The 11,850-nt window shown below is 69.6% G+C and carries 11 protein-coding genes; 6 read left to right on the forward strand and 5 right to left on the reverse strand.

The genetic code is table 11. The features are described 5' to 3' along the window. The first annotated feature begins 12 nt into the window (after positions 1–12). The 3 genes from AB0P07_RS19285 to AB0P07_RS19295 are packed head-to-tail and all read left to right on the forward strand — an operon-like array spanning position 13 to position 4,396. On the forward strand, positions 13–1,191 hold the full coding sequence (locus AB0P07_RS19285; RefSeq protein ID WP_365552113.1) for a tyrosine-type recombinase/integrase: 1,179 nt from the start codon (positions 13–15) through the stop codon (positions 1,189–1,191). Further along, on the forward strand, positions 1,188–3,818 hold the full coding sequence (locus tag AB0P07_RS19290) for a site-specific integrase (RefSeq protein WP_365552115.1): 2,631 nt from the start codon (positions 1,188–1,190) through the stop codon (positions 3,816–3,818). Before AB0P07_RS19285 ends, AB0P07_RS19290 begins: the two co-directional genes overlap by 4 nt. Next, positions 3,815–4,396 carry a DUF6262 family protein gene (locus AB0P07_RS19295; protein WP_365552117.1) on the forward strand — a complete coding sequence of 194 codons (582 nt, stop codon included), beginning with the start codon at positions 3,815–3,817 and terminating at the stop codon, positions 4,394–4,396. Before AB0P07_RS19290 ends, AB0P07_RS19295 begins: the two co-directional genes overlap by 4 nt. A 172-nt stretch (positions 4,397–4,568) precedes the next feature. On the opposite strand, the gene AB0P07_RS19300 is transcribed toward AB0P07_RS19295, so the two are convergent. The 3 genes from AB0P07_RS19300 to AB0P07_RS19310 all read right to left on the reverse strand — a co-directional run bounded on the left by AB0P07_RS19300 (position 4,569) and on the right by AB0P07_RS19310 (position 7,467). Beyond that, on the reverse strand, positions 4,569–5,615 hold the full coding sequence (locus AB0P07_RS19300) for a nuclear transport factor 2 family protein (RefSeq protein WP_365552119.1): 1,047 nt from the start codon (positions 5,613–5,615) through the stop codon (positions 4,569–4,571). A gap of 232 nt (positions 5,616–5,847) precedes the next feature. After that, positions 5,848–6,582 (reverse strand): alpha/beta hydrolase, encoded by a 735-nt coding sequence (locus AB0P07_RS19305; RefSeq protein WP_365552121.1) that lies wholly within the window; start codon positions 6,580–6,582, stop codon positions 5,848–5,850. Between the two features lie 108 nt (positions 6,583–6,690). Beyond that, positions 6,691–7,467, reverse strand: a complete 777-nt coding sequence (locus AB0P07_RS19310; protein ID WP_365552122.1) for an alpha/beta hydrolase — start codon at positions 7,465–7,467, stop codon at positions 6,691–6,693. Positions 7,468–7,598: 131 nt separating this feature from the next. On the opposite strand from AB0P07_RS19310, the gene AB0P07_RS19315 reads away from it, so the two are divergent. After that, on the forward strand, positions 7,599–8,408 hold the full coding sequence (locus AB0P07_RS19315; RefSeq protein WP_365552124.1) for a helix-turn-helix transcriptional regulator: 810 nt from the start codon (positions 7,599–7,601) through the stop codon (positions 8,406–8,408). A 28-nt stretch (positions 8,409–8,436) separates the two neighbouring features. Here the strand turns inward: AB0P07_RS19315 and AB0P07_RS19320 are convergent, their stop codons facing one another. Continuing rightward, a complete protein-coding gene (locus tag AB0P07_RS19320) occupies positions 8,437–8,997 on the reverse strand; it encodes a carbonic anhydrase (protein ID WP_365552125.1) in 561 nt (186 codons plus the stop codon). A 64-nt stretch (positions 8,998–9,061) separates the two neighbouring features. Here AB0P07_RS19320 and AB0P07_RS19325 point away from each other — a divergent pair, with 64 nt between their 5' ends. Both AB0P07_RS19325 and AB0P07_RS19330 read left to right on the forward strand, forming a co-directional pair. After that, the gene (locus AB0P07_RS19325) at positions 9,062–9,532 is read left to right on the forward strand and encodes a MarR family winged helix-turn-helix transcriptional regulator (protein WP_365552127.1); all 471 of its coding nucleotides are present in this window, start codon (positions 9,062–9,064) and stop codon (positions 9,530–9,532) included. 151 nt (positions 9,533–9,683) lie between these two features. Next, positions 9,684–10,424: a DUF5655 domain-containing protein gene (locus tag AB0P07_RS19330; RefSeq protein WP_365552471.1), complete on the forward strand. Its 741-nt coding sequence runs from the start codon at positions 9,684–9,686 to the stop codon at positions 10,422–10,424. A 99-nt stretch (positions 10,425–10,523) separates the two neighbouring features. Here the strand turns inward: AB0P07_RS19330 and AB0P07_RS19335 are convergent, their stop codons facing one another. Continuing rightward, positions 10,524–11,270, reverse strand: a complete 747-nt coding sequence (locus AB0P07_RS19335) for a site-specific DNA-methyltransferase (RefSeq protein WP_350889807.1) — start codon at positions 11,268–11,270, stop codon at positions 10,524–10,526. Positions 11,271–11,850 lie beyond the last annotated feature (580 nt).

Here is an 11,850-nt window from a genome sequence, read left to right on the forward strand (position 1 = left end):
TGCGGAGGACGAGTGGCACGGCACGTGGTGGTCGGGGACTTGAGGGTCCAGCAGATCGAGCGGAAGGACGGGCGGCGGTCGTGGACGATCGTGTGGCCCGAGGGGACGGTTCATGGAGAGGCGGATCGGTTCCTGCGTCTGCATGATGGTTCGGGAACGCAGCGGACGTACGCGTATCTGCTGGTGGACCATCTGCGGTGGATGGAGCGGGAGTGCCTGGCCTTCGCCGAGGTCCAACTGCGTGACCTGGAACGGTACATGGGCATGGTCGGTGCCGAGGTCCGGATGCCGCTCGGCGAGCCGTGGCGGGTCGGCAAGCGTCCCTACGGCCGCTCCGCGTTGTCGACCGCGGCGGCCTGTCTGAAGGGCTTCTACCTGCATCAGTCCTCCCTCGGCGTGAACGGCGAACTCGGGAAGAAGCTCGACAAGTCGCGGCTGCCGTCGCGGGTGGACCGGTGCCGTTCGTTCCTCGGGCATGTCAAGTCGTCGCTGCCCACCAACCCGCTGGCGCCGAAGGGGCCGCACCGCCGGCATCCGAAGATGCTTCCGGAGGGCGCTCGGGAGAGGCTGCTGGAGACGGTGAACGCCGCCCGGGACCGCCTGGTGGTCACCTGGCTCGCCGACGGTGGGCTTCGTATCGGCGAGCTCTGCGGACTTCATCTGGTCGACCTGCACCTGCGGGAGGACGCGGCCTGCGGCGAGTGCCGCGCCCCTCACCTGCATGTCTGCCACCGGCCCGGTAATCCGAACCGGGCCGAGGCCAAGAGCAAGCACCCCTGGCGGGTCGAGCACGGCATCGTGACCGGCGGGCTGATCAAACGGGTCAGCCCCGCGATGGTGCACACCTACTTCGAGTACGTCACCACCGAGTACCCGCGCGGCGCCGGGCACGGCATGCTCCTGGTCCAGCTGCACGGCGCCGATACGGGACAGCCGTGGGCGCCGGTCGGGGCCCGGCGGATGCTCGGCCGGGCCGGGAAGCGCGCCGGTCTGGGGCTGGTGAAACCCCACGCCTTCCGGCACTCGTTCACGTCTGCGGTTCTCGACGCCGCCGACGGCAACACAATGATCGCCCGAGACGCTGGCGGCTGGGCTTCGGCCGCGATGGTGGATGAGGTCTATGGGCACGTCGATGTCCGCGACCCGGTCTTCGACGCCGCCCTGCGTACGGTCTGGGGTGAGGCGAAGTGACGGCGCCATCGCTGCTGCCTCAGCAGGACGCCCGCACGCGACGGGACCGGCTGGAGGTGCTCACCGCGCTGATCAACGGGCCCGAGTTTGACCCGGTGCTGCGCGGCGGGGTGCTGAAGATCCCGCCGACGCACCCGGTCTATCCGTGGAGCTGCATGGTCGCCCACTGCGAACGGCCCCGCTGGCGGCGCTACGCGATGTGCTCGGTGCACGCCGGGCAGTGGCAGGAGGCGGAGGCACGCGGCATGAACCGGGCACAGTTCCTGCGGACCGCGCAGCCACTGCCGGCCACGGAGATGCCGGAGGCGATGATGTGCCGGATATGCCCGCAGCGGCCGGCGTTCAGCCTGCAGCTGGTGCTGTGCTTCCGGCACCGCAACCGATGGCTTGGCCATCTGAAGCGGCACCCCATCACGAGCGGGGATAAGGGGGAGTTCGAACGGTGGCTGGCCGACCAGCCGTCGCTGCCGGGCTACGGTGAGTGCCGTGCGGACGTCTGCGACGAACTGGCGGCCTCGCCGCTGGGGTTGTGCGGTGCGCACGAGCGCGGCTACATCCGGGCCGGGCGGCCGGGCGGGGCGACGCTGGCGAAGAACTTCTTCGCCACCTACGAGCGCCGTGATCGTCCTGTCCCGGTGGCCTGCAAGGACGAGGTCGCCTTCCGTGCCTGGTGTCGCGCACAGCTGCCGGTGCACCGCACCGGAACGGTCAACCTGCGCGGGCTGCGGGCCTTGCTGCGGGCGGAGTTGCAATGGGGCATGTATGTCCACGGCCTGCAGCCTGTCGCCGTGTGGCACCTGACGTGGGTGCAGTCGCTCGCGGACGAGTGCCAGCGCCGCGATGTGGACTCCCTGGCCGGCCTGGATGCGTCCGTCTTCCGCCGCGCCTACCACCAGCGCATGGTCCGGGAGATCCAAGAGGCCCTGCGGAAGATCTACTTCATCCCCTCCGAGACCCGGGATGCTGGCTACATCGAGACCGAGCACTTCGGGGTGCGCTTCCTCCACCGCTCCAGCTACGTCGACCTGACCTGCATCTCTCAGCGGTGGCTGCGCGACCTGTTGTGGGATCACATCGCCGAGGTGCTGCGCTCGCCCACCTGTCCGCGCAGCGCGCAGCCGGTGGACTTCGTGCGCCGCGCCGGCGCCGAACTGTCCGCGTTTTTGGAGGCGGAGGCGCCGGGCGGGGGCCACGACCCGTCCGTTCTGCGCGGCGAGCACGTCCACCGCTTCGTCGCGGACCTGCGCAACCGCGAACGTCTCGGCCTGGCCTTCCGCGGCCAGGCCCGCCTGGACGGCAAAAGGGCGAAGGTGACCGAGAACTCGCGACGGATGGTGTTCAACTACGGCCGGGCCCTGCTGCGCGGCGCGCTGGACAGCGGCAGCGCCGAGAGAATCGGCCTGGACCGCGCCTTCATCGCCGCCATGCCGGTCGGCGGTCCGGGCACGCCCCGCAGCCGCAACCCCTTCCCCGACGAAGTCGCCCGGGCGCTGGCGGACGAGGCCAACCTGCGGCAGCTCGCCTCCGGCCACGACCCTCACGACCGCGGCCTGCGGGACATGTGGGAGGCCATCATCGTCACCGGTCGGCGCGCCAACGAGGTCATCCAGCTCCGCCTGGACTGCATCGGCCGCTACGGCGGGCTGCCCCTGCTCTGGCACGACCAGACCAAGGTCGGCAACCTGAACGCGGCCGTCCGCATCCCCGACCATCTGCTTCACCGGCTCGAAGAACGCCGCCAAAAGACCCTGATCCACTACGCCGACCGGCACGCCGGCCGCCCGCCCGCTGCTGCCGAGCGCGCCCAGCTGGCGCTGTTCCCCACCGACATGCTCAACCCCGACGGCCGCCGCGCCCTGTCCTACACCTGGTTCCACACCGGCTTTCGCAGCTGGATTGCCGAGCTGGACCTCGGCGGTCACTACGTCGCCCACCAGGCCCGGCACACGCTGGCCACCCGGCTGCTGCGGCACGGCGCGAGCCTGACGCACATCCGCCGCTACCTCGGCCACGTCTCCGACCGCATGGCCGAGCACTACGTCCACCTGACCCAGTCGGACCTGGACGACGTCCTCCAGCACGTGTGGGTCGCCGGCCCCGGCACGGCTCATCCCGGCGAACTCCTCACCAGCGAGACCACCCCGCTCACCCACGAGCAGGCCCAGGCCCTCGCCATCGATCTGTCCCGCCGCAGCACTCCCGCCGAGGGTGGATTCTGCACCTTCCAGCCCGTCGTCAACGGCGGCGCCTGCCCCTTCAACCTCGACTGCCACAACTGCGACAAGTTCGTCCTCTCGGGCGCCGACCTCCTCTACTGGCGGCGCAAGCGCGAACAGTGGCGGCTGCTGGCCGAGCGCGCCCCCGACGACGCCACCGCCGACTACCTCCACCGCTACTTCGAGCCCACTGCCCGTGCCATCGACGGCCTGGAGAAGGCCCTGGCCGGCCTCGGCCTCCTCGATGACGCCCTCGCCCTGGACCTGCGCAAACCCCAGGACTACTTCCACCGCGTGTGGTCCACCGCCTTCCGTGCCGCCGACCTCGCCGACGCGGGCAGCGACGAGCCGGACGAGTACAGCGATACGTGCACAGTCGACGGCGACGACCCCGAACAGGAAGCCGCATGAACACCACCACCGTTCCCGAACCCCGCACCGCGTCGGCCCTGGCCGCCCGCCGCCGCAGGACCGAAGCTGCCCTTGAACGCGTCCACCAGGCCATCGCCCGGCTCCGACGCGAGAAAGCCCAGATCAGTGTCGCCGCCGTCGCCCGCCGAGCGGACGTCTCACGTACCTTCCTCTACGACAACGTCGAGGCCAGAGCCGCGGTCGCCGCAGCGATGACGCAGGTCGGCGAATGGCGGTCGGGGATGCTCGTCGCGCAGGGGAACGAACGCGAGGCGACCTGGCGCGAACGCGCGCTGAACGCCGAGGACGCCCTCAAAGCCGCCCACGTCGAGATCCTCACCCAGCGCACCCGCATCGGCGAACTCCTCGGTCAAGTCCGGGACTTGGAGGCCGAATGGACCGAGGAGGCCATCCAGCGGATCACCACCGAGAACATCGCCCTCAAGCAACGGGTCCGTCAGCTCACTGCCGCCAACCGCACCCTCGACGAACGGCTCAAGGCCGCCCGCTCCAACCTCCGCTTCCAAGACCGCCGCGTCGCAGACCTCGAAGCCCAACTCGCGTCTCGCGACGGGTGATCACACCGAGGCAGATGCCTCGTGGCGGATGGCGGCCTCGGGCAGCCGTCCCGGCTCGAACACGCGCGCTAGCGAGGTTGGTGATATCGACGAGGCGGTTTGCGAACAGGGCGAAACCGCTCAGCGCTGCGGCCAGGGGGCCTGCGCGCCCGGGCGCAGCCCCCCGATGTGGTCAGCTGAAGAACGGGTCGTCCACGACGTGGGCCCAGCCGCCGTCCGGCTGTCGTCGGAGGATCTCGGTGGTGGTGGAGATCACCGGCTCCGGTCCGGCTCCGGTGAGTATGGCGTTGTTCGACACCAGGGCGACGTCGTCAACCTGTCGGATGTCTCGCAGTTCGAGGTTGAGGCGGGAGCCGCTGTCGACCATCTGCTGCATGGCCGTGCGGATGGCGTCGGTGCCCGTCAAGTGAGTCCCGGGGGCAGGGACGAAGTGGGCGTTCGGCTCGTAGAGTGACACCAGACCCTCGACGTCCCCGGCCTCCAGGTACTCCATGAACAGGGTCCCCACCTGCTGAGGCGTCTCAGCGCGGCGCCGGGCGGTGAGACCGACCGGCTTGTCGCCCCAGCCGGCCGAGGCCAGTAGGTCGTACCAGGAGGGATAGGCGCCGTGGGGCAGATGACGGCGCAGCAGCTCGCCCGGGAAGGTGATCGGAGACGCCTTGTGAGGCTTGGCCTTGGCCTGGGTGAGGATGGCGTCGCTGAGCGCGTAGGCCAGGTCCAGGCGCGGGAGCAGGACGTGCACATCGTCGGCGAGGCCGGATGGCAGGCTCTCGCGCTGGACTCCGAGGATGTCGGTGCCGATTCCGGCCTGGGCCAGCGCGACCTCCGTGCCTTTCCGTTCGGCGATGCCGTCCGAGGTGTGCAGGGCGATGGCGTCCCAGGCGATGGCGATACGCCGTTCCTCGACGCCGTGCTCGCGCAGGAATGCTGCGGCGGTGTCAGCGCCGTCGACTTCGAAGCGCTGGTCGCCGTTGCCCTCCTCGGTCAGGCCGATGTCGTGCAGAACACAGCTGAGGAACAGCAACTCGTCGTCGTAGTCGCTGCCGGCGCGCAGACCCTGGTTGTGAGCATGAGCGCGAGCGAAGACATAGCTGCGAACGCTGTGGTGGAGAACGAATGCGGGCGAGATCCGGTCCACATAGGCGTAGGTGTCCCGGGTGAGGCTCGTGTCGGGCAGGTCGAGCTGCTCGAAGACGGACAAGCCTGCATCTGTGGTCATGATGTGTGTCTTTCGTCCGGTTGGCCCGGTGCGGGACCGATTGGTGCGGCGCCTCGATCGGTTCGGTGTCTCGGCGACGCGCTGAGGCGTGCCGGGCCTTGGAGGTGCTGCGCACGGCACGTGGAGCGGCGGCGGATCGCCCTGCCGGGGATGTGCGGTCGCCACCTGTGCGGCTGGTGGAGTGGTGCGGTTCGCCGGAGGTGAGGGTGGGGGCGCCCGGCCCCCCGGCGGGTCAGACGCGCTCTGCGAAGTCCTTGGCGGCGCGCTCGACGAAGTCGGCGACGCGCTTGGGATGTGCGACGAAGGCCGTGTGGGAGGCGTCGATGTCCTCGGTGTGCGCGTGCATCCGGTCGGCCATGTCCCGCTGCAGCTGCGGCGGGATGGAGTTGTCGTCATTGGAGACGAGGTACCAGGTCGGCTTGCGGTCCCATCCGCGGACGGTGGCGGCCTCGGTGAACGCGAAGGCGGACAGCGGCCGCTGCGTCGCGTGCATCGCGCGGGCCAGCTCGTTGGAGGAGTCGCCGCAGAACACCTCGCGGAACCGGCCGGGGTTGATGTAGAGATCGGGGCCGCCCGGGGCGCCGGGAGCGTCGTACGGGGTCGGCGCGTTCTCCGTGGCGAGCAGCGACGGCGCGTACCCGTCCTGTGCGCTGAGGCAGCTCTCGCCGACATCGAGGCCGAAAGCGGCCAGGTAGACCAGCCCGATCACGTTGTCGAGGCCGTCGGCGGCGTGGCTGATGACGGCGCCGGCGTAGGAGTGGCCGACGAGCACGACGGGGCCGTCGATGGCCGCGACGCGGGTTCTGATGGACGCCGCGTCGGACGCGAGACCGCGCAGCGGGTTGGGCGGGGCGACGACGGTGAAGCCGTCGGCTTCGAGGCCGGAGATCAGTCCGCTGTAGCCGGACGCGTCCGCGAACGCGCCGTGGACGAGGACGATGGTGGGTTTGGCAGCGGTCTTGGTCATGTCGGTCATGGTCGTGCCTTTCGCGTCGGATGGAACGGTGACGGCTGCCCGATGGGCAACTTCTATGGTGCGGAGCCGTTTTGAGGAAGATCTGGGGCAGATCGCCGGTCAGGCCGCCGGTGCGAACGCGGTGATCGCGTCGACGAGTTCGTCGGGGGCTTCGAGCGGGATGAGGTGCCCGGTGTTCGCAATCACCGCGAACTCCGCTCCGGAGAGGTAGGGGAGGAGGTTGCGGCGCAGCACGTCGGCAGGTTCGACACGGTCGTTTTCGCCGGCGATGACGAGGGCCGGGACGCTGATCATGCGGGCGTGTTCGGTGATGTCCTCGGCGATGCCGCGCAGCGGCCATTCCGTGCGCGCCGCCTCGGCGCCGGCCCGGGAGTCCGCGCCGATCTGTGCCTTTACCCGTGCCGGAAGGTCGGTGGCGGTCAGGACGGTGTCCCTCGCGCCGGCGACGGACTCCTCGGTGTCGTAGGCATGGGAGAGGAACTCGCGGTACTCGGCGGTGATCTCCGCGGCCGGCCTGGCCGGTCCGGATCCGACGAGGATCACCCCCCGCAGACCGGCGGGTCGCGTCGCGGCGACGAGTTGCGCCACCTTGCCGCCCATGGAGTGCCCGACGAGGACGTAGTCGTCGATTCCGGCGTCGGCGAGGACGGCGAGGGTGTCATCGGCGAGCTGGCGGAGCGTGTAGGGCCCGGGAAGCGTGTTCGAACGACTCCACCCGCGGAAGTCGACCGTGAGCGTGTCGCGGCCCGGCAGACGGTCCACGACCAGGTCCCAGGTGCGGGCGGACCCGCCCCAGTAGTGCAGGAAGACCAGGGTCGGACCCGTGCCCCTGCGATGGTCGTATGCGGGCAGGGAGAGGTGCTGTGTGCTCGTCATTCGGGGATCCTTCGGTCTCGCTTTGTGGGTGGTTTTGCCTTGGTTCCATTGGACCGCCGGGCGCAGAACGAGACATCGGCACGACTGGACGGCCGATGGTGAAAACTGGACTCGTGGCAACGATCCGGCACATGACCTATCAGCCCGCCGAGCGCGGGGCCTCGTCAGTCGAGGTGATGACGTTCCAGCGGCTCCGGGACATCAACGACGGCGGCACACAACGAGCCGACTTCCACGTCCTCGCTCTCGTCGACGAAGGGGACGGCGAGGTCACGGTCGACTTCGTCTCCCACCCGCTCTCGGCGCGGACCGCGGTGTGGATCCCGCCCGGCGCAGTGCACCGCTGGGACGACATCACCCGCGTCGCGGGACACCTGGTGCTCTTCGTCCCGACCGCGCCGGTAACGCACCGCACGCGCGAGCTGGTCGCCTCTCCCGATCTCGTCGCCCGGTGGCCGGTGCCCGCCGAGGTCTGGCCGTTCGCTGACGCGGCACGCAGGCATCTTGTGCTCGAGGCGGCCGCCCTGGCCGAGGATCCGTCGACGGAGCTGCCCGCGATCCTGCTGTCCGCACTGATCACCCGCGTCGAGCTCCCGCATTCCGAGGCACGCTCGGCGAACCCGACGTTCCAGCTGTTCCGCTCCAGCGTCGAGGCGCATTTCCGGACCCACCACGACGCCGGTTACTACGCGGCTGCGCTCGGGTTCGCCCCGCGCACCCTGACCCGGGCAGTGCAGCAGGTCACCGGGCGTACCGCGAAGGCGTACATCGTGGAACGGATCGTGCTGGAGGCGAAGCGCCTGCTGGCCCACGAACGCGTCACCGCGGCGCGATGTGCGAGCGAACTCGGGTTCCCGGACTCGTCGAACTTCTCGCTCTTCTTCCTGAACGCGACGGGCCTGCGACCAGGCGCCTGGCAGGCGGCGACGATCCTCGACTGACCCGTCGGCGCTCGCCCCCCCCGCTCGGCTACCTGCCGGCCGGCGCAACGGGTTCGGCGGCGGTCTCGACGACGTGTTCGACGACGGTCTCGACGAGCCCGGTCTCCAGCCGCAGCACGTATCCCGACACAGACGCGAGGACCTCGCCGGTCATCAGCGGGTCGGCGAGGAGCTTTACGACGTCGCGCCGCACGGTCGCGACCGGGTCCGTGACCGCGCGCTCGGCGAGCACGGCGTCGTCGCCGCCGGTGCGCTCTGCGAAAGAGCGGCGGAACGCCGGGTCGGCGAGCAGGCCAGTGCCACACTGCGTGTGATGCACGATCGCGACGTCCATCCTGACCCCGAGCCGCACCGCCAGATACGCGATGTCCTCGATCACCCGGCCGTCCACCCGTCCGCCCGTGTTCCGCAGTACTCCCGCTTCCCCGGTTCCGATCCCGAGGAAGCCCGCGGGCTCGACCCGCGGATCGGCGCAGACCAGTACCAGCGGCAGGCGCTCCGGCATCGATTCCGGCATCGCCAACCGGGCGAGGTCGACGTTCGCCGCGAAAACCTGGTTGCGCTTCAAGAACTCGTTGAAGTCCGACACGATTCCTCCATGTGGTGTACCTACAACATTGGCTGCGTCGGCTACAGTACACGAGGAGGTGCATATGCAACACCAAGGGTCGGAAGAAGCGAAGCGGCAAGCCCTGTGGATGGCGGACCGGTGTCTGGGCAGGCGCATCGCGCGGCTGCACCGCCTCGTCTCGCGGCGCTTCGAGGCGGAGTTGCGGGAGTCGGGACTCACCCTGCCGCAGGTCGAAGTGCTCTCCGAGATGGCCGCCTCAGGCGAGCCCGTCCGCCCGTCGGAGATCGCCGGCTGGCTCGGCATCGAACGCTCCACGATCAGCCGGAACCTCGACCTGCTCGCCCAACTCGGTTACATCCGCGCCGCGGAGACCTCGGCGACCGGGCGAACGACCCGTGTCGTCGTGACCGACACCGGCCACCAGGCACTGGCGGACGCCCAGCCCGCCTGGGAACGGGCGCAGGCATGGATCAGCGGTGCGGTCGACGAGGACGCCGTTGACGCACTCGACCGCTGGCTCACCGCCCTCGAACTCGCCCCACGGCCCCGCTGACCACGAACGTCCGACCCGCAGGCTACGGCGACCATGGAGCCCGCCTGCTCAAATTCAGAATTTTTTAGTGCCCGACCCACTGAACGACACCGACCGGTGCACTCAGCGTCACGGACATGTAGTCTTTGAATCGTCGCAGTTCAGAGCCGGTATCCGGGCTCCTGCGGTCGGTAATATCGAGTTCAAGAAGGGCTCGGACAGCGGCGTGATGTCGCAGGCGGTGTCGTACCTGGCCTGGCTTGAGTCGGCGCACCACGAGTTCGAGGCGCTCGTGCGGAAGGTGCTGGGGGCGGAGGCCGCTGAGTCCGTCGACTGGCGTCGTCCGCGGATGATCTGCATCGCGGCTGGCTTCTCGCACCACGACCGGGTGGCCGTGCAGAGGCTGCCCGAGCGGATCGACCTGGTGCGCTACCGGATCTTCGACGGCGGCCTTCTGGGGCTGTTGCTCGTGGATTCCGTGACCGGCTTCCCGAGTGCTGCCTCGACTCGCCGAGGCCGGGAGCGGGTATCGGCGGTCGACGGCGTACCGGCTGCTCCGGCGGCTTCTTCGCCGGCCAGCGTCGGGACGGTTCCGGAGTGTCTGCGGGACTTGTACGCGGAGCTAGACGAGGCGCTCACGGCATGGGGGGAGGTGGAGGTGGCGCCGCTGCGGCACTACATCGCCTACCGGCGGTTGGTGAACGTGGCGTCGGTGATCTTCCGTCCGAAGCACGAGGCGATCCTGGTGTACCTCAGACTCGACCCGGACACGGTCGAGTTGGAGGAGGGCTTCACCCGGGACATGCGCGGTATCGGACACCTCGGGACCGGCGACCTGGAGGTCCGCGTCGTCTCAGCAGCCGACTTGGAGAAGGCGGCGCCGCTGATCCGGCGGGCGTTTGAGGCGGCCTGACGTAACTGGAGGGGCGGCTGGTGCATCGGTTAGTCGATGCTCCAGCCGCCCCTTTGGCGTCTGTGGGCCGCCGGCCCTGGCCTCTCTTCGCTCTCACGATCATGCCTCCGGTCCGGCCAGCTCGAAGTCGTCCTTCGTCAGTTCGGCCCGCAGCCGCTCCTCGGCGACGTCGGCGTAGTGCGCGGACAGCTCGACGCCCACGAAGCGGCGTCCCTCGCGCAGGGCCGCGACCCCGGTGGAGCCGCTGCCGGTGAACGGGTCGAGCACGGTGCCGCCCTCGGGGCAGACCTGGACGAGCTGCTGCATGACCTCGACCGGCTTCTGGGTGATGTGAACCCGGCCCTTACGGGGCTGGGAGGCGATGTAGTGCCCAGGCAGGTAAAGGTCGCGGGTGCTGTCGAGGGAGCCCTTGACGCCCCAGACGATGAACTCCGAGTCCTGCTTCGGCCCGCCCTTGCGGGGCCGGCTGGACGGCTTGATCCACGGAATCGTGCCGCTCCAGGTCCATCCCGCCATCTGCAGGGCGTCGGAGGTGGTCGGTTCCTGGCGCCAGTCGGTGAAGACCATCGCGACCGCGTGCTCGGTCGAGGCCCGGTACGCCTCGGTGAGAAGTTCGGTGAGCCAGGAGCGGTAGGAGCGCTGGTCGCGGTTCTCGCCCGGGAAGTTGGCGAGGTCGTGCGCCGAGTTGCTCGTGACGTACTTGGCACGTGCGGTACGGCCGGTTCGGTCCGAGCTGGTGCGGCCCCCGGAGTTGTAGGGCGGATCGGTGATCACCGCCTGGACGCTCTCGTCCGGGAGGGACTTCAGGACGGTCAGGGCGTCGCCTCGGTGCAGCGTGTAGCTCATGGGGAGGGCCTCTCTTCGGGCACGGCGGAGTCTGGACCTGCTCCGGACAGCGCTCAACGGCGTGCATCCGGTGCGAGGTTGCAGCGGAGGTTAACGGCGAATTCCGGCCGCGCCTAACGAGGTGGCCCCCTGCTTCGGGCCCCTGGATGGCAGTCGTTTGGCGCGGCCGGAATCCCGGTCTACTGTCTCGCCGTGCCACCGGGAAGGAGCGCTGCTCCACCCCCGTTGAGCTGTGCTTATCCGTGCTGTCTCGTCCAATCGGGCGGCGTCGGAGGCATGTTGCCCATCTGCCCGCGAGCGCCGTGAGGAGGCCCCTGTGCACTGCCTGAGATTACGAGCGCGGCTGGCTGCCGCGCGTGACCTGAAACCGGCGTCCTGGAGCTACCAACTCCTCTGACCCGGGCCGGCCGAAAGGCGGACGCACATCGGCGCGGTGCCGACGGTTTTGCACGAGAAGTCGGCACCGCGCCTCCTACGAACACCAAGGAGCCGCTTCGATGCAGCATGCCCTGAAACACCCGCGTTCCAACCCACCTCCGTCGCCTGGTCCGCACCGCCGTCGTGCTGAACGGCGGCGTCC

The sequence above is a fragment of the Streptomyces sp. NPDC085944 genome, assembly GCF_040686295.1.
Taxonomy (GTDB): Bacteria; Actinomycetota; Actinomycetes; order Streptomycetales; family Streptomycetaceae; genus Streptomyces; species Streptomyces salinarius.

What these genes read in the sequence shown, in the direction of transcription:
- AB0P07_RS19295 (WP_365552117.1), top strand. Translation starts at nt 3,815, where the DNA reads ATGAACACCACCACCGTTCCCGAACCCCGCACCGCGTCGGCCCTGGCC.
- AB0P07_RS19300 (WP_365552119.1), bottom strand. Translation starts at nt 5,615, where the DNA reads ATGACCACAGATGCAGGCTTGTCCGTCTTCGAGCAGCTCGACCTGCCC.
- AB0P07_RS19305 (WP_365552121.1), bottom strand. Translation starts at nt 6,582, where the DNA reads ATGACCAAGACCGCTGCCAAACCCACCATCGTCCTCGTCCACGGCGCG.
- AB0P07_RS19310 (WP_365552122.1), bottom strand. Translation starts at nt 7,467, where the DNA reads ATGACGAGCACACAGCACCTCTCCCTGCCCGCATACGACCATCGCAGG.
- AB0P07_RS19315 (WP_365552124.1), top strand. Translation starts at nt 7,599, where the DNA reads ATGACCTATCAGCCCGCCGAGCGCGGGGCCTCGTCAGTCGAGGTGATG.
- AB0P07_RS19325 (WP_365552127.1), top strand. Translation starts at nt 9,062, where the DNA reads ATGCAACACCAAGGGTCGGAAGAAGCGAAGCGGCAAGCCCTGTGGATG.
- AB0P07_RS19335 (WP_350889807.1), bottom strand. Translation starts at nt 11,270, where the DNA reads ATGAGCTACACGCTGCACCGAGGCGACGCCCTGACCGTCCTGAAGTCC.